The organism is Planomicrobium sp. YIM 101495 (assembly GCF_009707665.1).
Taxonomy (GTDB): domain Bacteria; phylum Bacillota; class Bacilli; order Bacillales_A; family Planococcaceae; genus Planococcus.
The window spans coordinates 635,531-658,152 of record NZ_WLZW01000001.1 but is presented as its reverse complement, the minus strand read 5'-3'; the positions used below and the strand labels follow the sequence as shown (position 1 = coordinate 658,152).

At 49.6% G+C, this 22,622-nt stretch carries 26 protein-coding genes; all 26 read left to right on the top strand.

Annotated elements, in window-relative coordinates:
• Positions 1-19: 19 nt before the first annotated feature.
• The 26 genes from GIW82_RS03340 to GIW82_RS03215 all read left to right on the top strand — a co-directional run bounded on the left by GIW82_RS03340 (position 20) and on the right by GIW82_RS03215 (position 22,562).
• Positions 20-982 (top strand): YpdA family putative bacillithiol disulfide reductase, encoded by a 963-nt coding sequence (locus tag GIW82_RS03340; RefSeq protein ID WP_154748478.1) that lies wholly within the window; start codon positions 20-22, stop codon positions 980-982.
• 18 nt (positions 983-1,000) lie between these two features.
• A complete protein-coding gene (locus GIW82_RS03335; RefSeq protein ID WP_154748477.1) occupies positions 1,001-1,966 on the top strand; it encodes an asparaginase in 966 nt (321 codons plus the stop codon).
• A 163-nt stretch (positions 1,967-2,129) separates the two neighbouring features.
• On the top strand, positions 2,130-2,813 hold the full coding sequence (gene prsW, locus GIW82_RS03330) for a glutamic-type intramembrane protease PrsW (protein ID WP_154748476.1): 684 nt from the start codon (positions 2,130-2,132) through the stop codon (positions 2,811-2,813).
• A gap of 88 nt (positions 2,814-2,901) precedes the next feature.
• Positions 2,902-3,576 carry a (d)CMP kinase gene (gene cmk / locus GIW82_RS03325; protein ID WP_154748475.1) on the top strand — a complete coding sequence of 225 codons (675 nt, stop codon included), beginning with the start codon at positions 2,902-2,904 and terminating at the stop codon, positions 3,574-3,576.
• Between the two features lies 1 nt (position 3,577).
• Positions 3,578-4,168 carry a lysophospholipid acyltransferase family protein gene (locus GIW82_RS03320; RefSeq protein WP_370455985.1) on the top strand — a complete coding sequence of 197 codons (591 nt, stop codon included), beginning with the start codon at positions 3,578-3,580 and terminating at the stop codon, positions 4,166-4,168.
• A gap of 68 nt (positions 4,169-4,236) precedes the next feature.
• Positions 4,237-5,382 (top strand): 30S ribosomal protein S1, encoded by a 1,146-nt coding sequence (gene rpsA / locus GIW82_RS03315; protein WP_154748474.1) that lies wholly within the window; start codon positions 4,237-4,239, stop codon positions 5,380-5,382.
• Between the two features lies 1 nt (position 5,383).
• A complete protein-coding gene (gene fni, locus GIW82_RS03310) occupies positions 5,384-6,439 on the top strand; it encodes a type 2 isopentenyl-diphosphate Delta-isomerase (protein ID WP_154748473.1) in 1,056 nt (351 codons plus the stop codon).
• 295 nt (positions 6,440-6,734) lie between these two features.
• Positions 6,735-8,045: a ribosome biogenesis GTPase Der gene (gene der / locus GIW82_RS03305; RefSeq protein ID WP_154748472.1), complete on the top strand. Its 1,311-nt coding sequence runs from the start codon at positions 6,735-6,737 to the stop codon at positions 8,043-8,045.
• Between the two features lie 21 nt (positions 8,046-8,066).
• Complete coding sequence (locus tag GIW82_RS03300) at positions 8,067-9,086, top strand: NAD(P)H-dependent glycerol-3-phosphate dehydrogenase (protein WP_370455984.1); 1,020 nt, start codon at positions 8,067-8,069, stop codon at positions 9,084-9,086.
• Between the two features lie 90 nt (positions 9,087-9,176).
• Complete coding sequence (locus GIW82_RS03295) at positions 9,177-9,377, top strand: DUF2768 domain-containing protein (protein ID WP_154748471.1); 201 nt, start codon at positions 9,177-9,179, stop codon at positions 9,375-9,377.
• A gap of 10 nt (positions 9,378-9,387) precedes the next feature.
• Entirely contained in the window at positions 9,388-10,098 is a 711-nt protein-coding gene (locus GIW82_RS03290) for a hypothetical protein (RefSeq protein WP_154749582.1), read from the top strand.
• A gap of 173 nt (positions 10,099-10,271) precedes the next feature.
• Positions 10,272-10,544: an HU family DNA-binding protein gene (locus GIW82_RS03285; RefSeq protein WP_154748470.1), complete on the top strand. Its 273-nt coding sequence runs from the start codon at positions 10,272-10,274 to the stop codon at positions 10,542-10,544.
• Positions 10,545-11,045: 501 nt separating this feature from the next.
• On the top strand, positions 11,046-11,630 hold the full coding sequence (gene folE, locus GIW82_RS03280; RefSeq protein WP_370455983.1) for a GTP cyclohydrolase I FolE: 585 nt from the start codon (positions 11,046-11,048) through the stop codon (positions 11,628-11,630).
• Between the two features lie 24 nt (positions 11,631-11,654).
• Complete coding sequence (gene mtrB, locus GIW82_RS03275; protein WP_154748469.1) at positions 11,655-11,876, top strand: trp RNA-binding attenuation protein MtrB; 222 nt, start codon at positions 11,655-11,657, stop codon at positions 11,874-11,876.
• 113 nt (positions 11,877-11,989) lie between these two features.
• Positions 11,990-12,718 (top strand): heptaprenyl diphosphate synthase component 1, encoded by a 729-nt coding sequence (locus tag GIW82_RS03270; RefSeq protein ID WP_195913929.1) that lies wholly within the window; start codon positions 11,990-11,992, stop codon positions 12,716-12,718.
• Between the two features lie 20 nt (positions 12,719-12,738).
• Complete coding sequence (locus GIW82_RS03265) at positions 12,739-13,437, top strand: demethylmenaquinone methyltransferase (RefSeq protein WP_154748467.1); 699 nt, start codon at positions 12,739-12,741, stop codon at positions 13,435-13,437.
• Positions 13,438-13,457: 20 nt separating this feature from the next.
• The gene (hepT, locus tag GIW82_RS03260) at positions 13,458-14,432 is read left to right on the top strand and encodes a heptaprenyl diphosphate synthase component II (protein ID WP_370455982.1); all 975 of its coding nucleotides are present in this window, start codon (positions 13,458-13,460) and stop codon (positions 14,430-14,432) included.
• A 98-nt stretch (positions 14,433-14,530) separates the two neighbouring features.
• Entirely contained in the window at positions 14,531-14,977 is a 447-nt protein-coding gene (gene ndk, locus GIW82_RS03255) for a nucleoside-diphosphate kinase (protein ID WP_154748466.1), read from the top strand.
• 186 nt (positions 14,978-15,163) lie between these two features.
• The gene (gene aroC / locus GIW82_RS03250) at positions 15,164-16,336 is read left to right on the top strand and encodes a chorismate synthase (RefSeq protein WP_154748465.1); all 1,173 of its coding nucleotides are present in this window, start codon (positions 15,164-15,166) and stop codon (positions 16,334-16,336) included.
• 3 nt (positions 16,337-16,339) lie between these two features.
• Positions 16,340-17,416, top strand: coding sequence for a 3-dehydroquinate synthase (aroB, locus tag GIW82_RS03245; RefSeq protein WP_370455981.1), 1,077 nt, complete (start codon positions 16,340-16,342; stop codon positions 17,414-17,416).
• Positions 17,413-17,793, top strand: a complete 381-nt coding sequence (aroH, locus tag GIW82_RS03240) for a chorismate mutase (protein WP_154748464.1) — start codon at positions 17,413-17,415, stop codon at positions 17,791-17,793. Before aroB ends, aroH begins: the two co-directional genes overlap by 4 nt.
• Entirely contained in the window at positions 17,790-18,881 is a 1,092-nt protein-coding gene (locus GIW82_RS03235; RefSeq protein ID WP_154748463.1) for a prephenate dehydrogenase, read from the top strand. Before aroH ends, GIW82_RS03235 begins: the two co-directional genes overlap by 4 nt.
• A 14-nt stretch (positions 18,882-18,895) precedes the next feature.
• Positions 18,896-20,179 carry a 3-phosphoshikimate 1-carboxyvinyltransferase gene (aroA, locus tag GIW82_RS03230; RefSeq protein ID WP_154748462.1) on the top strand — a complete coding sequence of 428 codons (1,284 nt, stop codon included), beginning with the start codon at positions 18,896-18,898 and terminating at the stop codon, positions 20,177-20,179.
• 84 nt (positions 20,180-20,263) lie between these two features.
• Entirely contained in the window at positions 20,264-21,523 is a 1,260-nt protein-coding gene (locus tag GIW82_RS03225) for a tetratricopeptide repeat protein (RefSeq protein ID WP_154748461.1), read from the top strand.
• A gap of 18 nt (positions 21,524-21,541) precedes the next feature.
• On the top strand, positions 21,542-22,105 hold the full coding sequence (locus GIW82_RS03220; protein WP_154748460.1) for a ReoY family proteolytic degradation factor: 564 nt from the start codon (positions 21,542-21,544) through the stop codon (positions 22,103-22,105).
• Positions 22,098-22,562: a DUF2487 family protein gene (locus GIW82_RS03215; protein WP_370455980.1), complete on the top strand. Its 465-nt coding sequence runs from the start codon at positions 22,098-22,100 to the stop codon at positions 22,560-22,562. The genes GIW82_RS03220 and GIW82_RS03215 overlap by 8 nt, the downstream gene beginning before the upstream one ends.
• Positions 22,563-22,622: the final 60 nt, after the last annotated feature.

The window sequence follows — 22,622 nt, the reverse complement described above, 5'->3', positions numbered from 1 at the left end:
TAGTCAGGAGATGAAAAAAATGGAACAAAAGGATGCCATTATCATTGGCGGAGGTCCATGCGGTCTCTCTGCGGCAATTGAGCTGAAGAACATTGGTCTAGATGTAGCCGTCATCGAAAAAGGCAATATCGTCGAAGCGATTTATCGTTACCCGACGCACCAGACCTTTTTCTCGACAAGTGAACGGCTGTCGATCGGAGACGTTCCGTTCATTACGGAAGAACGCAAGCCGAAACGCAACCAGGCACTCGTCTATTATCGTGAAGTCGTGAAGGCGAGCGGACTCGATGTCCGGCCGTATGAAGAAGTACTGGCAGTCGAAAAAGGGGAGAAGTACCTCGTCCGCACATCGAAAGGTGAATTCGAAGCCACTTATGTCATCATTGCGACGGGGTATTACGGACAGCCGAATACATTGAACGTTCCAGGAGCGGACCTCCCGAAAGTACACCATTATTTCAAGGAAGGCCACCCGTTTTTCGGGCGCGACGTCTTAGTAATCGGAGGGAAGAACTCCGCCGTCGACGCAGCGCTTGAGCTGCATAAAGCTGGTAGTAACGTCACCGTTTCGTATCACGGGACGAGCTATTCGAAGAGTGTCAAACCGTGGATTCTGCCGGAATTCGATTCGTTGATCCGTAACGGTGAAATTCGTATGCTGTTTGATTCGACGGTCAATCGCATCGGGACAGACTCCGTCGAGCTGACGGTCAACGATCAGCTTGAAACGATTCCAAACGAATTCGTGTTTGCGATGATCGGCTATCATCCCGACTATCGATTCATGGAAACGATGGGAATCCAGATCGACCCGGTAAGCGGCCGTCCAATGTTCGATGAAGAAACTATGGAAACGAATATGGCTGGTATTTATATTGCCGGTGTCATCGCTGCAGGAAACAATGCCAATGAGATTTTCATCGAAAATGGGCGTTTCCACGGCAAGCAAATTGCACAGGCAATCGCTGGCTTAAGACAGTAAAGCAAGGGGGATTTTGTGATGAAAAAGAAAGTGACGCTCATTACGACAGGGGGAACAATCGCTTCGAAGGAAGTGGAGAAGGGGCTGCTTCGCTCCGGAGTTATTTCGGGTGAGGAATTGGCGAAGCTCTGCCAATTGCCGGAACATATCGAAATGAAGGTCGTCGATTTGTTTCAGTTGCCGAGTATGCACATCGGATTCGATGAGATGCTTAAGCTGACAGACGTGATCGACAAAGAACTGGAAGACCCGGAAGTGGCTGGAGTTGTTGTGACACACGGGACGGATACGCTTGAGGAAACGGCGTATTTCCTGGACTTGACGATCAAAGACGATCGACCAGTCGTCGTCACAGGCTCACAGCGTGCCCCTGAAGAAGTCGGAACGGATGTGTATTCGAACTTGCGCAATTCGGTCTATGCAGCGGTTGACGAAAGTCTTTACGGTGTCGGAACGGTTGTCGTCTTCAACGAGCGGATTTACTCCGCGAAATATGTGAAGAAAGTGCATTCGAGTAACTTGCAAGGCTTCGATTCGTTCGGCCATGGTTATTTGGGGATCATCGACAACGATGACGTGTGGGTTTATCAGAAGCCAGTGACACGTGATGTCCACCAGGCGAAGTCGCCAATTCCGCGTGTCGATATCGTGAAATGCCATTCCGGACAAGACGGGTATATCATCGACATGCTTGCCGAGAAAGCCGCTGGCATCATTTTGGAAGCGGCTGGTCGGGGGCAAGTTTCACCCCACATGGTCGATGCCATCGAACGGGCTGTTTCAAAAGGCGTCGTAGTCATTTTGACATCGAGCGCGGAAGAAGGTAATGCGTATCCGAGTTATGGTTATCCGGGAAGCGCCCACGATCTGTTGAAGCGCGGGGTCTTGCTTGGAAGTGATTACGACAGCAAGAAAGCCCGGATCAAACTGTCTGTCGTGCTGGCAGAAAAAAGTGCTGTGACGGCAGCGGATTTCAACCATTGAAGAAATATCGGGAAATGATTCATTCAAGTAAAGCATCCATGTTATAATAGAGGGGGATTTTCTACTGTCTCAATGCAGCAGAAGACATCAAAGACACATTTTACTGTAGTTATCCTTCAGTAAAAAGCCGTACTTTGCCAAACTCTGAAAGAGGAGCATGCTGATGATCATTTTATTAACTGTAGCGATTGCTCCAAGTTTGGCTTTGTTCAGCTATTTTTATTTGCGGGATCAATTCTCCGAGGAGCCATCGAGACTGATTTTCCAGTGTTTCGTCTACGGTGCAATCCTGACATTTCCGATTTTGTTCCTTCAATACGTCTTCAATGAGGAAGGCGTATTTGCGAATACATTCATACAGACGGTGCTATTTTCGAGCGGCATCGAGGAGTTTTTTAAGTGGCTTGTGTTGATTATCGCTATCTACCGACACATCGATTTCAAAGATCCGTACGATGGCATTTTGTACGGTGCGAGCGTTTCACTTGGCTTCGCGACTGTCGAGAATATTTTGTACTTAATGGAATTCGGCTTGCAGACAGCGTTTTTACGAGCGTTCCTGCCGGTATCGAGCCATGCACTTTTCGGAGTGGTCATGGGCTACTATTTCGGGAAGGCGAAGTTCCTGCCAGACAAGGAAGGACGAAAGTGGCTGGTCGCTTCACTCGGCACTGCATTCCTGTTACATATCTTGTATAATTCGGCGCTCTATATGGATTTCAACTGGTTTTACACGATCTTCCCGTTCATGCTGTTCCTCTGGTGGTTCGGGCTGAAGAAAGTGAAACAGGCACACAAACTGTCTGTCACGCATTACCATAACAACCCACAAGAGCTATCAAAATAACATTGACACGGAATTGTCCTCATCTCTTTTGGGACAATTCTTTTCTTTATGCTAAAATATATTCACTACTGATGATGAGGTGACAAGGTTGACAACACAAATTCAAATTGCAATAGATGGTCCGGCAGCTGCGGGGAAAAGTACGATCGCGAAAATAGTTGCGGGCCGCCTTGGCTATGTTTATATCGATACGGGTGCTATGTACCGGGCGATCACATTGAAAGCGTTGAACAAAGGCATTGATCTATCGAGCAATGAAAAGATCGGTGCGCTGCTGGAAAGTACGGACATCGATCTGCAGCCATCAGACAGTGGGCAGCTTGTCTTCTTGGACGGAGACAATGTAACGGAAGCAATCCGGTCGCAGGCGGTTACTGCTGCAGTTTCGGAGATCTCCGCACACGAAAGCGTTCGGATGCAGATGGCGGAATTACAGCAGCGCCTTGCAGAAGGTCGCGGAGTCGTCATGGATGGCCGTGATATCGGAACACACGTATTGCCTGCAGCACAGCTGAAAGTTTTCATGTCTGCTTCTGTCGAAGAGCGTGCGAGACGCCGTTTTGCGGAAAATGGTTTGCGTGGCATCGAGACACCGCTAGTGGAATTGCAGGCTGAAATCGCAGCGCGGGACAAAATGGACAGCGAGCGGAAAGTGGCGCCGTTGAAACAGGCGGAAGACGCAATCTATCTGGATACGACGGAGCTGTCGATCGAGCAGGCAGCGGATGAAATTCTTGCACTTGCAGAGGAAAGGTTGAGCTGATGTGAATTTATATACATTCGGAAAAGCTTTGGTTGGCATCGTCTTGAAGCCGATGTACCGTTTCGAGGTGATCGGCACGGAAAAATTCCCTAAAGAAGGGGGCATCCTTCTGTGCACGAACCACATCAATGCATTGGATCCACCGGTGGTCGGCATGTCGGCTCCGAGACCGGTCCACTTCATGGCAAAAGAAGAACTGTTCAATGCACCGGTTCTGGGTAAGATCCTTCCGAAGGTCAATGCATTTCCCGTCAAACGCGGGATGAGCGACCGGGAAGCACTGCGGACTGCATTGAAGAAGTTGAAAAGTGGAGAAGTGGTCGGACTGTTCCCGGAAGGTACACGTTCAACTGATGGTGTCTTGAAGAAAGGCCTGAGCGGTGCCGGTTTCTTTGCGCTGCGCGGAGATGCGGATGTCGTTCCATGTGCCATTATCGGACCCTACCGCCGCTTCAAGAAAGTCCAAATCGTCTTTGGAGAACCGATTCTCATGGCTCCTTATCGTGAGCGAAAAGCATCGGCTGAAGAAGTGACAGAAGTGATTATGGCGAATATCCAGGGAATTCTGGACGAATACCATAATAATAAGTGATAATTTTTGTTTTTATTAGAGAATTCGCATAAAATAGAAGTTGGATAGTTTGTGAAGGAGGGCTACTTATGTCAGAGGAAACGAACATGATGGAAAACAGCGGTTTTCAAGTAGGGGACCGTGTAAAAGGTATCGTTGAAAAAATCGAAGACAAAGCAGTGACAGTAACGATTGAAGGTGCTCCATTTGATGGTGTGATCCCGATTAGTGAATTGTCGAGTCTCCATATCGAGAAAGCTTCTGATTCGGTGAAGGCCGGCGATGAACTCGAATTGATCATTACAAAAGTGGAAGATGAGAATTTTGTCTTGTCCAAGCGTAAAGTCGATGCGGAACAAGCATGGGATGACTTGGAAAGCAAATTCGAATCAGGTGAAATCATTACTGCGGAAGTGAAGGACGTCGTCAAAGGTGGTCTCGTAGTGGACCTAGGCGTCCGTGGCTTTGTTCCGGCTTCTTTAGTTGAAGACTATTTCGTCGAGAGCTTCGAAGATTATAAAGGACGCGAATTGACGTTCAAAATCGTCGAAATGGAGAAAGAGAACAATCGCTTGATCTTGTCTCACCGGGCAGTGGTCGAGCAAGAGAAGGAATCCCAGAAAGAAGAAGTCATGGGCAATATCCATGCTGGGGACGTCCTTGATGGAAAAGTACAGCGCATTGCCTCATTCGGTGCGTTTGTAGACATTGGCGGAGTGGATGGACTTGTCCACATTTCCCAGCTGTCGCATGAGCATGTCGAGAAAGTGTCCGATGTTGTGACGGAAGGACAGGAAGTGAAAGTCAAAGTCCTTTCTGTCGACCGTGATTCCGAGCGCATCTCCTTGTCGATTAAAGATACTCTTCCTGGACCATGGGAAAACATCGAAGAGCAGGCTCCGCGTGGATCGGTCCATACAGGAACGGTGAAGCGCCTTGTCAGCTACGGTGCATTCGTCGAAGTGCTTCCTGGAGTAGAAGGACTCGTCCACATTTCCCAGGTCGCACATAAACACATCGCAACACCTCACGAAGTACTGACGGAAGGTCAGGAAGTACAAGTGAAAGTGTTGGATGCGAACAAAGAAGAGAAACGCCTGTCACTCAGCATCAAGGAAATGGTCGAGAAAGAGGCGGAAGAAGACCATTCGGATTATGAAATGCCGGAAGAATCTACAGGCTTCTCAATCAGTGACGTCATCGGCGATAAACTGAAAGGTTTTAAACCGGAGTAATATGTCTCGTGCAGAACGAAAGCGGGATCATATAAAGCATGCACTTTCGACTTCCACGGAACTGCGCAACCTCTTTGACGACATCCGACTTGTCCACCGGGCATTACCGGATATCGGCATCGGGGATATTGATCTAACTCCTGAAACAGGCGACTTGCAGCTCAAGTCGCCTGTTTTTATCAATGCCATGACAGGTGGCGGCGGACTGGAAACCGAAGAGATCAACTGCCTTCTTGCAAGAGTGGCAAAGAAGACGGGAATTGCAATGGCTGTTGGTTCACAGATGGCAGCCTTGAAAGACGAACAAGAAATCGCCAGTTATGCTGGCGTCCGTGAAGAAAATCCGGACGGCATCATTTTCGCCAACTTGGGAAGTGAAGTGACCGTTCGGCAAGCGAGGCAAGCGATCGATATGATCGGCGCGAATGCCATCCAGATCCATTTGAACGTCATCCAGGAATTGACGATGCCTGAAGGGGATCGGGATTTCACAGGAGCCCTCGGACGTATCGAAGCGATTGCAGACGCAGTGGATGTCCCGGTCATCGTCAAAGAAACGGGATTCGGCATTTCTGCTGAAGCGGCAGCGAAACTCGCCGGTATCAACATCACCGCACTGGATATAAGTGGCTGCGGTGGGACAAACTTTGCGGCAGTAGAGAACGAACGCCGTCAGCGGAAGCTTGCATTCTTCCAGTCGTGGGGAGTGCCGACACCCGCTGCAATCATTGAAGCGAAAAGTGTCTTTGAACGGCCGATTTTTGCATCTGGCGGAATCCGTGGGAGCGAAGATGTCTTGAAGTCCTTGCTGCTCGGCGCGAATGCATGCGGCCTTGCCGGCAGTTTTCTCCGGACAGCCATCGAAGACGGAGAAGAAGCGCTCATTATGGAGGTTGTAGACCTTCACGACGACTTGCGTCTCATGATGACGGCGCTCGGAGCGAAGACTGTTCCCGAAATCAAGAAATGCCCTGCAATTCTCTCCGGTGAACTGCATCATTATTTGACGATGCGCGGATTTGATGCGAGCATTTATGCAAAGGAACGAAAAAACTGAAAATTTCACGTTTGAGCGCGGTGGCCATTCAGCAGATGCCATCGCCTTTTTCGTGTATAATAGCAATATAGGTTGAACGGAAGAGTTTTTAATTCAAAAAAGCTGGAAGAAATCGCTCCAAGCGGACGTTCTCCGCTTTTTCTTCTAAATAAAGAGAGATGGTGCTCGTCATCCGCTCTCACAAATGATAGTGAAGAGATATGGAGTAAAAGAGCGTAGCTGTTTTACGGAATATCGGTAGTTTAGTTCATTAAGTTCAACATATGCAGATCAGAATTGGAAGGATGAAAAATTTATGTCTAAACCGGTAGTAGCAATCGTTGGCCGGCCGAACGTAGGGAAATCGACAATCTTCAACCGCGTCGTCGGTGAACGGATTTCGATCGTAGAAGATATCCCAGGCGTCACACGGGACCGTATCTATAGTTCCGCAGAGTGGCTGACACACGAATTCAATATCATCGACACAGGAGGAATCGACCTGTCCGACGAACCGTTCCTTGAGCAGATCCGTCAACAAGCGGAGATTGCAATGGACGAAGCGGACGTCATCATTTTCCTTGTGAACGGTCGCGACGGTGTAACTGTGCAAGATGAGCAAGTTGCGAAGATTCTTTACCGCGCCAAAAAACCGGTCGTTCTTGCAGTCAACAAGATCGACAACCCGGAAATGCGCCACATGCTGTATGACTTTTACACACTTGGCATGGGTGAGCCATATCCGATTTCCGGCTCACACGGCCTAGGGCTTGGGGACTTGCTTGATGAAGTCGCGAAGAACTTCCCGAAACAAGATGAAGAAGAATACCCGGATGATACAATCAAGTTCTCGTTGATCGGCCGTCCGAACGTAGGGAAATCCTCGCTTGTCAATTCATTCTTGGGAGAAGAGCGGGTCATCGTCAGCGACGTCGCTGGTACGACACGCGACGCAGTGGATACGCAGTATGAATACAATGACCAGCCGTATGTCATCATTGATACAGCCGGAATGCGCAAAAAAGGGAAAGTGTATGAGACGACTGAGAAATACAGTGTGCTCCGTGCACTGCGGGCGATCGAACGTTCGAATGTCGTACTCGTCGTCCTGAACGGCGAAGAAGGCATCCAGGAACAGGACAAGAAGATTGCAGGCTATGCCCACGAAGCGGGTAAAGGTGTCATCATCGTCGTCAACAAATGGGATGCTGTCGAAAAAGATGAGAAAACCATGAACGTGATGACGCAAACCATCCGGGAGCATTTCCAATTCCTTGATTATGCACCGATCATGTTCGTTTCCGCATTGAGCGGCAAACGGGTCCACCAAGTGCTTGGTATCATCAATAGCGTTAACGAAAACCACATGCGCCGGATCCAGTCCAGTGTCTTGAACGAAGTCATTGAAGATGCTGTGGCACGAAATCCGGCACCATCGGAAAAAGGGAAACGTCTCCGTGTTTATTATGCGACACAAGTGGCTGTACAGCCGCCAACATTTGTCGTGTTCGTAAACGAACCGGATCTCATGCACTTCTCGTATGAGCGTTTTCTTCAAAACCGTCTGCGTGAAAGCTTTGATTTCGAAGGGACACCCCTTCACCTCATCACACGCGCACGGACGTGACTATGTCTAGGAGGGGTTAATGTGGATAAAGTTTCAGTATTCGGAGCGGGCAGCTGGGGAACGGCCCTTGGATACGTGCTTGCCCAAAACGACTGTGACACGCTTATGTGGACACACCGCGCGGACCAGGCACAGGAAATCAATCTTCATTCGAATGAAAAGTATTTAAAAGAAATCCGTCTGCCGGAAACGCTTCGAGCAACGTCGTCAATCGACCAAGCAGTTGCGCACGCAAAAGTATTCATTATTGCAGTGCCAACGAAGGCGATTCGTGAAGTATGCCGCGATATCGCAGCGCGTCTTGAGGAGCCGGTCCTTTTCGTCCATGTGTCCAAAGGGATTGAACCAGACTCGCTGAAGCGTGTTTCCGAGATGATCCGGGATGAAATCCCGGCTGAATGGATCGAGGACGTCGTAGTCTTGTCAGGTCCAAGCCACGCAGAAGAAGTGGTTCTTGAGCATCCGACAACGATCACAGCAGCATGTGAGAACTTAGCTTCTGCGAAGCGGGTACAAGATTTGTTCATGAACCATTATTTCCGCGTCTATACGCACACGGACGTCATCGGTGTCGAAATCGGCGGAGCGTTGAAGAACATCATCGCCCTCGCTGTCGGCATCACGGACGGCCTAGGATATGGCGACAACGCTAAAGCAGCGCTCATGACGCGTGGCTTGGCTGAAATCGCCCGGCTCGGCGTCAAGATGGGCGCAACCCCATTGACGTTCTCTGGCCTGTCAGGTGTCGGTGATTTGATTGTTACGTGCACAAGCCCGCATTCACGCAACTGGCGTGCGGGGAACATGCTCGGCAAAGGCAAATCGATCGAAGAAGTGCTGAGTGAAATGGGAATGGTCGTGGAAGGGATCCGCACAACGAAAGCGGCGTATCAGCTGGCTGCCAAGTACGATGTTCTGATGCCGATCACGAACGCCCTATACGAAGTGCTGTTCGAAGAGACGACGACAGAAGAAGCGGTCGGGAACTTGATGAATCGGATGAAGAAGAACGAAATGGCCGATTTGATCGACTTGCTATAATTGTCACAAAGTAGAGGGAAGAGCTCTTTTTGGCTCTTCTTTTTCTATGTTATACTAAGCGGTGAGACTTTTTAGAAAGGCGGCAATCCAATGAGTTCGTTAGATAAAATGTGGGTTTCCTTTGCAGGCATCGCTTTTTTGATCCTGTCAATGGTACTGATCTATTTGAGCCGTTACAAAATTAAATACGGCCCTGTGAAATTCGTAGTTGCATTAGTTGCATATGTGTTATTGATCCTTGGTTTCTTTATTATGGTATTCACTGTATTCACTGGACCGACAGGGGGTTGACCTAGTGAAAATGAAGATGAAAGCATTATTGGCGACGTTGGTCGGAAGTGTGCTGATCTTGTCAGGCTGCATGATGCCGGATAGCGAAAAGGCGGGCACGATGATTCCTTATGAAGAACAAATACAATCCGTCCAGAACGCGGTCGAGCGGTATCAGGAAGCGTCTGGCGGCCTATTGCCGATCAAGACACGTGATCAAGAGGTCGACCAATACATCAAATATCCGATAGATTTTGCAAAGATCGTGCCGGATTATATGCCGGAGATTCCACCGAACGCTTTCGAGACGGGTGGCATTTTCCAATACGTGCTGATGGATGTGGAAGAGAATCCGACAGTCAAGCTGGTGGATCTGCAGATTCCGGAATCGATCCGTTCCATCAATATCCGCAAAGGCGCTAACGGAGGCCGAGCACCGATCGCTGAGACCATTGCGGACAATGTATACAAGCTCAATTATGAAGCGATGGGATTCTCGGGTAGCCAGGAAGTTACAAGTCCTTATACAGGGCGCGGATTGCCGTTTATCGTGAACGGGAAGGGACAGGTCTTCGTCGACTATTCGATCGACCTGTATAGTGCTCTTCAGGAATACGACGGGGAAATCGAGCGGGGGGAAGATATTCGATTCCTGCTATATGCAGACCATCCAGTCGTTCCTGCGTACTCACTTCCTTATACGGTGGATGAAAACGGCGAACCGGTTTTCCTAGAGAACTGAGGAACCGAAAGCACAATTTTTTCGCTAAAAAAGCATATAGTTGAAATGTTCACGCCGAATCTCTTCTTTTTCGGTAAAAAGCCCGAGGATTGTTGTTGCTATGCGTTTTTCGTTGTGATACTCTTTTTACAGGCTTGAACGATTTGCATCCCCTTTGAGAGGAGGTGAATGGTATGAACAAGACAGAACTAGTAAACGCTGTTGCTGAAGCAGCAGAACTTTCACGTAAAGATGCTTCTAAAGCAGTCGATGCAGCTTTTGATGCAATTCAAGACGCATTGACAAAAGGTGAAAAAGTACAGTTGATCGGATTCGGTAACTTCGAAGTCCGCGAACGTGCAGCCCGCAAAGGCCGTAACCCGCAGACAGGCGCAGAGATCGAGATCGCTGCTAGTAAAGTTCCAGCATTCAAACCAGGCAAAGCTCTTAAAGATGCTGTGAAATAATCAAAGCACTGTACATAGAATGGCTTCTTCGGACTTTCTGGTCTGCGGGAGCCATTCTTTTTTCTTGAATGTATACATAGGGCTTATGCCCATCGAATCTGAACAAGCCGCTTGCGCTTTTCGGTGTCCAGGCTCCAGCGGCCAGCCCCTCGAGACGCTTCGTCTTTACGCCTGAAGGCTGAAGTGCGCCATCATTCGCAAAGCCTCCAGCGCTTGTCGGGTCTAAACGGCCGCTTGCGCTTTTCGGTGTCTAGGCTCCAGCGCCTAGCTCTTCGGGTCATAATCCGGCCCAACTAAGCGGCAAAGAGCGTCGCTTCGCGGGTCCGTCTTATGCCTGTCAGAGCTGGACAGGCGCTTGCGCTTTTCGGTCAGCCCACATTTTTGCGAAACGCGGGCCCTTGTGCTAGAATTTTCTTGATAACGACTAATTGCAGAAAGCTGCGCGTCCTTGCAGCTTCTGGTGAATAGGCATGACTTGATGCCCTTACAGGAGGAAGCAGAGTGATTGATATCGGTGCAGGTAAAGTTGATCTGGATAAAATAGAAAAAGCGGTTGCGATGATTCTTGAAGCTGTTGGTGAAGATACGGAGCGGGAAGGCTTGCAGGATACGCCAAAGCGTGTTGCGCGGATGTACGCAGAAGTTTTTTCAGGGCTGTCAGAAGACCCGAAGGAATACTTCCAGACGGTTTTCCACGAAGGGCATGAAGAATTGGTTCTTGTGAAAGACATTCCGTTCTACTCCATGTGCGAGCATCACCTCGTCCCATTCTTCGGCAAAGCGCATATTGCTTACATTCCGCGTGATGGAGTCGTCACTGGTCTGAGTAAATTAGCGCGTGCTGTTGAGACGGTCGCGAAACGGCCGCAATTGCAGGAGCGCATTACCTCGACTCTCGCAGACTCGCTGATGGAGACGTTGAATCCACATGGTGTGTATGTCATGGTCGAAGCGGAGCATCTCTGCATGACGATGAGAGGCATCAAGAAGCCGGGGGCACAAACGGTCACTGCGGTTTCACGCGGACTCCTCGAAACGGACGATGTGAAACGTTCAGAAGTGATTACGTATATCAATCGGAACTAATGACGAGAGAGATGGGTGAAGAGAATGTCCCAAACAGAATACATTGTAATCCGTGCACAGGAAGATGGCGTCAACGTCATCGGACTGACGCGTGGCAATAACACGAAATTCCACCATACCGAAAAGCTGGACGACGGCGAAGTCATGATTGCACAGTTTACAGAGCATACTTCAGCGATGAAGATCCGCGGGAAAGCCGAGATACACACAGCCCATGGTGTGATTGAAAGCGAATCGAAAAAATAGGCGCGATGCCCCTTTAGGCTGCAGCTGCCTGTGCTATACTAGTAAAGTGTGGCTAACTGATGAATGGAGCAAGCAGTATGAACGAACAAATGATACCGTTAAAAATTTCATCAATGGAAGCTGAGATTCAGGAAATGGTCCATCAGCGGACATTGCAACAATATACAGCTGGGCCGGTCATTTCCCGAGCCCGTTTGTTTTTTTTGCTGATTCCGGAGTTCGGGGGTATGCATTGGTCGGATGAGATCCGGACTTCTGCAAAGACCGTTGCAATCATTTATGCGGCACTCCATGCGCATGATTTGATCGAAGAGCACGGGACGGCGACAAAAGAGCAGCAATTGACGGTTCTGGCCGGGGATTTCTATAGCGGCATCTACTACCAACTGCTCGCCAATCTGGACAACATCGACTTGATCAGGGAGCTGGCATCTGCCGTCGTCACAGTTAGTGAACAGAGGGCTTCGTTCCATACAGCGGCGAACGGTTCGCTCGCTGACTTCGATCGCTCGATTCACTCCATTGAGTCGTCACTCATAGAAGCGTTCTATCGTTTCTATGGATATGAACGATACAGCGACCTCTCCAGGTTGGTGCTTGTCTACGAGCGTTATGCAAAGGAGCTGCAGCTGATGCAGGCAGGCGGTACGACGCCGATCTTGCGCAAGCTGGACCATCACTTCCCTGAACCGGCAGCGAAAGAAGCGTGGCTCACAGGAAAACTCGAAGCGCTCGAGCGGGAGATTTCCGAAGCAGCACGCGCATGTGCGCTGCCGTACGCAGCAGATCACTATTTGCATCAATTAATTCCGCATAAGATCAGCATCAAGCTGAGCAATTGAGATGAGAAGGATGAGAAAAAATGCAGACATCTAAAGAACGGCGTGTACATGAAGTTTTCGAGAAGATTTCAGGTAACTATGATCAAATGAATAGTGTCATCAGTTTTCAGCAACACAGTAAGTGGCGTAAGGATACGATGGAGAAGATGGACGTACAACCCGGCACGGCAGCACTTGACGTTTGCTGCGGCACGGGGGACTGGACGATTGCCCTTGCGGATGCGGTAGGACCGGAAGGCAGTGTCACAGGATTGGACTTCAGCCAGAACATGCTTGATGTCGGCATCGAGAAGACGAAAGGTTATCCACAAGTGGAGATGATTCGCGGCAACGCGATGGAATTGCCGTTTCCAGATAACTCCTTCCACTATGTGACGATCGGTTTTGGTCTTCGGAACGTACCTGATTACGAAAAGGTACTATCTGAAATGTACCGTGTCTTGAAGCCGGGTGGCGTCATCGCCTGTCTGGAAACTTCACAGCCGAACAACATGCTGTTCAAGCCGGCATTCCGCTTCTATTTCCGCTTTATCATGCCGACATTCGGAAGACTGTTCGCTAAGAGCTACAAGGAATATTCATGGCTCCAGGAATCTGCGAAAGATTTCCCTGGGATGAAAGAGCTGGCGAAGCTGTTCGACCGCATCGGATTCAAAGACGTGAAATATAAGCCGTATACAGGCGGAGCCGCTGCGCTTCACCTTGGTACGAAAAAGTAAAGTTGGGAGAAGGTTCATCAGTGGAAAAGATGAAGTTGAAATTGCTTTATTCCGACATAAAGCCTGAGTTGGAAGTGATCGAAAAAGAATTAGAACGGGCAGTGAATTCCGAATCTCTCCTACTAAACGATGCTTCTCTTCATTTATTGCAGGCCGGAGGGAAACGGATCCGGCCGATTTTTGTGTTACTCGCAGGCAAATTCGGTGATTACAACATCGATATATTGAAAAAGATCGCGGTGCCACTCGAGCTGATCCATATGGCTTCGCTCGTGCACGATGATGTCATCGACGATTCGGAGATCCGGAGAGGACGTCCGACGGTCAAATCGCAGTGGAACAATAGCGTTGCGATGTATACTGGTGATTTCTTGCTGGGCCGTTCACTCGAATACATCACGCGTGTCGAGTCGCCGGTCATTCATCGAATCTTATCGAAAACGATCATCGAGGTGTGCAGAGGCGAAATCATCCAGATCGAAGACAAGTTCAAGCTGGACCAGAACCTCCGTGACTACTTACGGCGCATCAAGCGGAAAACCGCACTGCTCATTTCATCGAGCTGTGAACTTGGTGCCGTCGCTGCTGGTGCGGATGCCAAGACGACCGCACATCTTCGCCGCTTCGGTTACTTCATGGGGATGTCGTTCCAAATCATCGATGATATCCTTGATTTCACGTCTTCCGATGAAGTGCTCGGGAAACCATCGGGCAGCGACTTCATGCAAGGCAATATCACATTGCCGGTCCTGTATGCGCGGAAAGACCCGAAAATTTATGCATTGCTGAAAAGCGGCAACGAACGTGAGTTGACGGACAGTGAACGGCTCGAGATCGTCGCGACGGTCCGGGACAGTGACGCGATGAAGCAGTCGCGTGCACTGAGCGACCGTTATTTGCAGAAAGCACTTGATGAACTGGACGAGCTGCCTAAAAGCTCTGCGACCAAAATGATGCGACGCATTGCCTTGACGATGGGCAATCGGAAACTTTGATTTGATTCGATATATATAGTTGACTTTTAAGTGGACAATGATAGTATTTTTTAAGGTGGGCAACACGCCCGATTTTGGGAAAGAGGAGTGTTTATAAAATGGAAAAAACATTTTTGATGGTAAAACCAGACGGCGTTCAACGCAACGTAATCGGTGAAATCGTAGCACGTTTCGAGAAAAAAGGTTTCAACCTTGCTGGAGCGAAATTGATGCAGATCCCAACTGAATTGGCTGAAGAGCATTACGGCGAGCACAAAGAGCGCCCATTCTTCGGTGAATTGGTTGACTTCATCACTTCAGGTCCTGTATTCGCAATGGTTTGGGAAGGTGAAAACGTTATCTTGACTGCACGTCAGATGATGGGCGCTACAAACCCTAAAGATGCAGCTCCAGGAACAATCCGCGGAGACTTCGCAGTTACTGTCGGCAAAAACATGATCCACGGTTCGGATTCAGCTGAAAGCGCTGAGCGCGAAATCGGCTTGTTCTTCAAAGAAGAAGAATTGGTAACATACGAAAAAACAATGTCTAGCTGGGTAAACTAATTCCCAAGCTTCGGCAAAAGACCGCTCGGACAGCCATTATTTGGTTGTCCGAGCGGTCTTTTCTATTACACCTGCAACACTTTTTTGATTGTTTCGTTTTTCAGTGAAATCATATAGAATTGAACGAATATGATATGTTATAGTGATATATATAATACTTTAGCACGTTGAAGGGGGAAAGTGTCGATGCGTTACTTAACAGCGGGAGAATCCCATGGGCCACAATTGACAGCTATTATAGAAGGTTTACCGGCTCAAATGCCACTGACTGCAGAAATGATCAACAAAGAGTTGAAACGGCGCCAAGGAGGTCACGGGCGTGGGAGAAGAATGCAGATCGAGAAAGACACGGTGGAGATCGTTTCCGGCGTGCGCCACGGCTTGACACTTGGCTCCCCGGTTGCTCTTGTCGTGAAAAATGATGACTGGAAGCACTGGACGAACGTCATGGGTATCGAACCTGTCGAAGACGATGCAGAAGTGAAGCGTCAGCTTACGCGACCACGTCCAGGACATGCGGATCTGAACGGCGGTATGAAATATGGCCACCGCGACTTGCGTAACGTCCTTGAACGATCTTCAGCACGTGAAACGACTGTACGCGTTGCAGTTGGAGCAGTAGCGAAACAGCTGCTTGCAGAGCTCGGCGTTGAAATCGTCTCTCACGTTACGGAAATCGGAGGCATCCGGACGAATCCGGAAACATACGAAGGCAAATCAGCGAGTGAAATCCGCGCAATCGTCGAAGAAGACGCAGTGTACTGTGCAGATCCAAGCGTCACGAAACAAATGACGGACCTAATCGACGAGGCGAAGAAAAACGGAGACTCGATCGGTGGAACTGTCGAAGTGGTGGTCGAAGGCATGCCTGCAGGAGTTGGATCTTACGTCCATTACGACCGCAAGCTTGATTCGAAAATCGCTGGTGCGGTAATGAGCATCAATGCGTTCAAAGGCGTCGAGTTCGGTCTTGGCTTCGAAATGGCACGCAAACCTGGAAGCGAAGTGCACGATGAAATCCTGTGGGACGAAGAGCAGGGCTACACACGCAAAACGAACCGTCTTGGCGGATTAGAGGGCGGCATGACAACGGGGATGCCGATTGTCGTACGCGGTGTGATGAAGCCGATCCCGACATTGTACAAGCCGCTCCAAAGTGTCGACATCGACACAAAAGAGCCGTTCCAAGCAAGTATCGAGCGTTCGGATAGCTGTGCAGTACCGGCAGCGTCGATCGTTGCAGAACACGTTGTCGCATTCGAAGTGGCAAAAGCGTTGCTTGAGCAGTTCGATGCTGACCAACTCCCACGCTTGAAGGCGAATATCGAAGAGTTCAAACAATACGCAAAGGGGTACTGAACCGTGAAAACTTTGGAGGTCCAAGCAAGTGAACCATACAACGTCCATATCGGTGCCGGTGTCTTCGGGCTTTTCAGTCAAGTGTACGGAGAGCTTCTCGGACAGGCGGACAAAATTGCGGTCATAGTGGACGAGAAGGTCGCGGCGCTCCATTTGGATAAGCTGATGAAAGAACTTGATGGCTTACCGGTATTGACGAAAGTCATCCCTTCCGGCGAACAGGCGAAATCCGTGGACGTCTTCATGGACTGCCAAACGTTCTTGCTGACTGAAGGATTCTCACGAAAATCTGTGCTAATCGCTTTTGGCGGGGGTGCAACAGGAGACGTCGTCGGATTCGTCGCATCGACATTCATGCGCGGCATTCCGTACATTCAAGTGCCGACGACCATTTTGGCTCATGACAGTGCAGTCGGCGGGAAGACGGCGATCAACCACCCACAAGGGAAAAATATGGTCGGCACGTTCTATCAGCCCGCAGCGGTCGTTTATGAGACATCACTCCTGACGAGTCTCCCGCCTGAACAAGTCCGTTCCGGAATGGCGGAAGTGATCAAGCACGCGTTCATTTCGAATGAAGGCTGGCTTGAAGAACTTTTGACAGCTGGAAGCTTTTCGGACATGACGGAAGAAGTGTTAGCGGATCACCTGGAAAAAGGCATTTTGGTGAAAGCGGCCATCGTCTCTGAAGATGAGCGCGAAGGAAGTGTGCGGAAGTTCTTGAACTTCGGCCACACGCTTGCGCATGCACTAGAAGGGTACTGGGGCTATGGCAACATCACACACGGTGAAGCGGTCGTCCTAGGAATGGCCTATGCCCTTGTATTGTCGCGCCACGATAAGCTAGCTGCTTACCTCACGTGGGCCGAGCAGAACGATTACCCGCTCGGACGCCTGAGAGAAACGGATTTTACCGAACTATTGCCATACATGAAAAAAGATAAAAAGTCTTCGGACGGCCAATTGAATTTTGTCATGCTTGAACAGACGGGACAGCCGTTCATGCAGACAATCGATGAACAAGTAGCAACAGCCGCTTATGGAGAATTGAAATCATTAATTAAGGGGATGATTGCATGATACGGGGAGTCAGAGGCGCGACCACAGTAACGGAAGACCATGCAGATGAAATTTTCGAAGCAACACGCCAGCTTGCTTTGCAGATGGTAGCGGAAAATTCTATTTCTCCTGATGAAGTCGCATCGGTTATCATTTCAACAACAACGGATCTTTCTTCCGCTTTTCCGGCAAAAGCGATCCGCACCATCGAAGGATGGACGTACGTGCCGGTCATGTGCACGCATGAGATGAGCGTGCCGAACTCTTTGCCGCGCTGCATCCGTCTCATGATGCATGTCAACACGAAGATCGCCCAACAGGAAATCCGGCACATCTATTTGAATGATGCCACCAAACTGCGTCCTGACCTTGTACAGAAACAGGTGAAGTCTGTATGATGCGCCACGTCTTCATCATCGGACTCGGCTTGATCGGAGGTTCTCTTGCACGTGCCTTGCAACGGAACGAAAATCTTCTTGTCACCGGCTTTGACAGCGATCCGCTGGCGGTGACGAAAGCACTTAAGATGGGGGTTGTGCAAGAAGCGCCTCGGAACATCGAAGAAGGTGTCAAACGAGCCGACTGGATTATTTTCGCAACGCCGGTCGGTGCGACACTTACTTTGATGGAACAATGCAAAACGTGGGAAACGAAAGATACGGCTGTGTTTTCTGACACAGGCAGTACGAAAGTGATCATCATGGAAGCTGCCGAACGGCTCGGTCTTCGCTTCATCGGTGGCCACCCGATGGCAGGTTCACATAAAAGCGGCGTAGAAGCTGCGAAAGATGTCTTGTTCGAAAATGCATTTTACATATTGACGCCGACAGCCGCACTAATCGGCGGAGAAGAAGTGGAACAGTTGCATGAGCTGCTAAAAGTGACAAAGGCGAAAGTCCATGTCATGCAAGCGTTCGAACATGATGAAATGACGGCGATCGTCAGCCACTTCCCTCACTTGATTGCGGCGTCGCTCGTTCACCAGCTGGACAAACAAGAACAGTACCCGTTTGCGAAGCAGCTTGCAGCAGGTGGTTTCCGTGATATTACCCGTATCGCCTCGTCCAATCCGGATATGTGGCGGGATATCACGATCCAAAACAACCCGGTAATCCTCGCGCAGCTGGATAACTGGATGGCTGAAATGGCCGACTTGAAACAATTGCTTACAGAGAACAATGGCGATTCCATCAAACAATACTTCAATGACGCAAAACAAGTGCGTGATGCATTGCCGATTGCTGGTCACGGTGCGTTTTATTCAGCATTCGACTTGTATGTCGATGTGCCTGACGTTCCCGGTGTCTTGGCAGAAGTCATGGGACATCTTGCGGAAGAGCAGATCAGTATCGTTAACTTGCGCATCTTGGAGACGCGTGAAGATGTCTTCGGGATACTCGTCATTTCTTTCCAAACGTCAGAAGATCGTGCGGATGCTGAGCGGTGTCTGTCGAAGAGAACCGATTTCGATACGTATATTTCCTGAAAGGATGGAAGCGGATGAGTAAACAGCTGAATTACATGTCACCTGTATTGAACGGGAACATTAAGGTACCTGGCGATAAATCGATTTCTCACCGGGCAGTGATGTTCGGTGCAATGGCACAAGGGAAGACGGAAGTCACTGGTTTCCTTGCTGGAGAGGACTGTCTGCGGACGATCGATTGCTTCCGGCAGTTAGGCGTCCAGATCACACAGGACGGTGGGCACGTAACCGTTGAGAGTGAAGGCATGAACGCCTGGAGGGAACCTGCCGAAGTGCTGTACACAGGAAACTCCGGCACAACGACACGGCTCATGCTCGGAATCCTTGCGGGTACCGGCTTCCATTCAATCATGACAGGGGATGCTTCGATCGGGAAGCGTCCGATGAACCGTGTGCTGAATCCACTGAGAGAAATGGGGGCGGATATCCGTGGCCGTGAAGGCGGTCAGTATACGCCGGTCGCGGTGCAAGGCAAGACGCTCAAGGCAATCGAATATACGATGCCTGTCGCCAGTGCGCAAGTAAAGTCTGCGATTTTACTCGCTGCGCTGAACGCGGAAGGTACGACGACAATCATCGAACCGGTTCCTTCGCGTAACCATACGGAAATCATGTTGCAAACGTTCGGTGTTCAATTGAGCCAAGAAGACAGCAAAATCGAAATCTCGGGCGACCAGCAATTGAAGACAGCGAATGTTGAAGTGCCAGGAGATATTTCATCTGCAGCGTTCATGATCGGTGCCGCATTAGTTGCAGAAGGAAGCGACATCACGATTGAACAGATGGGGACGAACCCGACGCGCACGGGCATCTTGGATGTCATCAAGGCGATGGGTGCGGACTTTGAACTAGTGGAGCGTGACGGAGCAGGAGAGCCTTCTGCCGACATGACGATCCGTTATTCCAAGCTTGTCGGGACGGAAATCGGCGGAGCGGTTATCCCACGCTTGATCGATGAAATTCCACTTCTTGCACTTGTTGCGACACAAGCTGAAGGGACGACGGTCATCAAAGACGCAGAAGAGCTGCGTGTGAAAGAAACGGACCGCATCGACGCAGTCGTCACGGAGCTGAAGAAGCTTGGTGCTGACATCGAAGCGACCACAGACGGGATGGTCATCAATGGACCGACGAAACTGAACGGTGCGAAGCTTGCATCATACGGAGATCACCGCCTCGGAATGATGGCTGCAGTAGCGGCATTAATTACAGATGGACCGGTTGAAATCGATGATGTGGAATGCATCGCCGTTTCGTATCCGAACTTTTTTGAACAACTTGAGTCTATGATTCGCTGACTTTCCTTCGGGGAAGTCTTTTTGATTGGGAGCAAAGCCCGCTTTCGTGTAGGATATAAGAGAGATTATGAAGTAGGTGAGGAAATGGCGAATATAGAACAAATACAACAGGCTGTCGAGGCCGGAAGCCCCGTCGCACTGGATAAAGCGTTGGAAGGTTTCCTGCTGTCAGGCAGTCCGGATGAACAATACGATGTATCCGAATGGCTAGCGGATATCGGCTATGTGGAAGAGGCCGTGAAAATCCTTGAGCACTTGCAGTTCATTTTGCCGGATGAGTCCCAACTGGTCATCGACCGCGCGAATTTGCTGATCGAAATCGATCGCGAGGACGATGCGCTGAATGCTTTGATGGAGATTTCAGAAGACGACGAGCTGTATCCGCAAGCACTCGTAACACTAGCGGACTTGTTCCACATGCAAGGCTTATTGGAAGCGGCTGAGAAGCGGCTGGATGAAGCGATCGCGTTAATGCCGGGGGAACCACTGCTATTGCAGGCAAAAGCGGAATTGCTGCTTGATTCCGGGCGTTATTTGGAATCAGCGAAAATATATTTGGATCTGAAGAACGAGGGCACGGTCATTGAAGGTGTCGATTTGTCGGAACGATTGGCAGAAGTATACAGTGCGGGAGCCGCTTATGAAGAAGCGCTGCCCTATTATGAAGAGACATTGAAAAAGATGGTCTTGCCGGACACTTTGTTCGGAGCAGCTGTCGCTTCTTTCCAGACGAAAGCTTACGATCAAGCGGTCAGCCGTCTCGCAGAATTGATCGAGAGCGACCCGGATTATTTCTCCGCGTATTTATTGAAAGCGCAAAGTGAGAACATGCAGGAGAACTACAAAGCGGCATACGCAACGATTACAGAAGGTCTGAGCCGCGATGAGTTCGATAAGGAATTTTACTTGTTCGCCGGGAAATTGGCACTCAAGCTCGGGATGAAGGATGAAGGCATCGAGCATTTACGCCAAGCCATCGCACTGGATCCGGAGTACATGGAAGCCATTTACACGTTGACAGCTTATTTCCATGCGGAAGAGCAGGATGACGATTTGATCGAATTGAACGAGACGATCATTACGGAAGGACAGGATTGGTCCGGGCTTTATCCGATGCTTGCCGATGCGTATAGCCGCACGGAGCAATACGACAAAGCAGCACAATACTATGCAGAAGCGTATCCAGCCTTCACGGACGACCCGGAATTTCTGCAAGCTTATGCAAGGTTCCTCGTAGAAGAAGGAAAACGCCCTGCCGCTCTTGAATTAATACAACAGCTGCAAGTACTGGAGCCGGATAATCCGGAATGGATCGATTGGGCGCAGTCCTTGGAACAGGAATAATAAGAGGGAGGAATTGTTATGGCCGCTTCCATCTCTGTCGATGAGAAGAAGCAGTTTGTCCGGTGGTTTTTGGAATCTTATAAACTGAAACGGCGCGAATGCATCTGGATTCTGAATTACATGCTGAGCAATGATACACTTTTGACACGCACCCACTTTGTCGAGCAGGCACATTACTGCCCGCGTGCGATGATGATGTCGTCGGTGGAATCAGAGGAAGCTCCGTTTCGTTTTTACAAAGGGAGTTTGATGACGGCGGATGCGGAGCGGTCATTCCACGAACTGCGGCTGAACCCGGAAGAGGAATTGTACGTTCAGCTGAATTTCCCGAGCTACCCGCCGTCGCCGCTCTATATGTCCGTCCTGGAAGAGAATCCATATGAGCCGACCGACGCGGTGCAAGTGAAGAAAGACGCGCTGGCGGCCGAGCGGATCATGGAAGAGAGTCTCATGGCGTTCCAGGAGGAAATGCTCGTGAAGCAGATCGACGAAGCACTTGATGCAGGTGACCGTGAGCGCTTCCTGAAGCTGACTGGAGCACTGAACGCATTCGTCACAAAGAAAGAAATGGAGTGTGACTGATAAGATGCATTACACAGGAAAAGATATCGCACAATACATTGACCAAAAAGAGTACGTCGACACAGCGGTCGTCCCGCTCATCGAGTTGGATGCCAGTGCAGGCGGAATGAGAGCAAGTGCAGGTGCTTCTGAATATATGCAGCTACTGACTGCTTTACTGGAAAAACAATTTAAAGGCCGGATGCTTCTATTTCCACCGATCACCTACGCGAAGAAGGCCGATCGTATACGCTTAGCTGAGGAATTGAAAGCGGAAATGGATGGCACAGATTTCAAGCACATCTTTTACATGACAGCAGACGTTTCCTGGAAGGATTCCGGGCAGTTGGAGAACGTCTTGTGGCTCCCGGCGATTCCGATCGAAAGCATGGATGCTTCGTTCCGGAAATCGGTGATGGAAGACCAGTTGAGACAAGTGTTGCCGCTTTTCACTAAACGGTGGACAAATCCTTCATGAAATGTTCACAAACTAGCGCTTTCGTAAGATGTCTTATTGATTTTAGGATTTGATTGATAT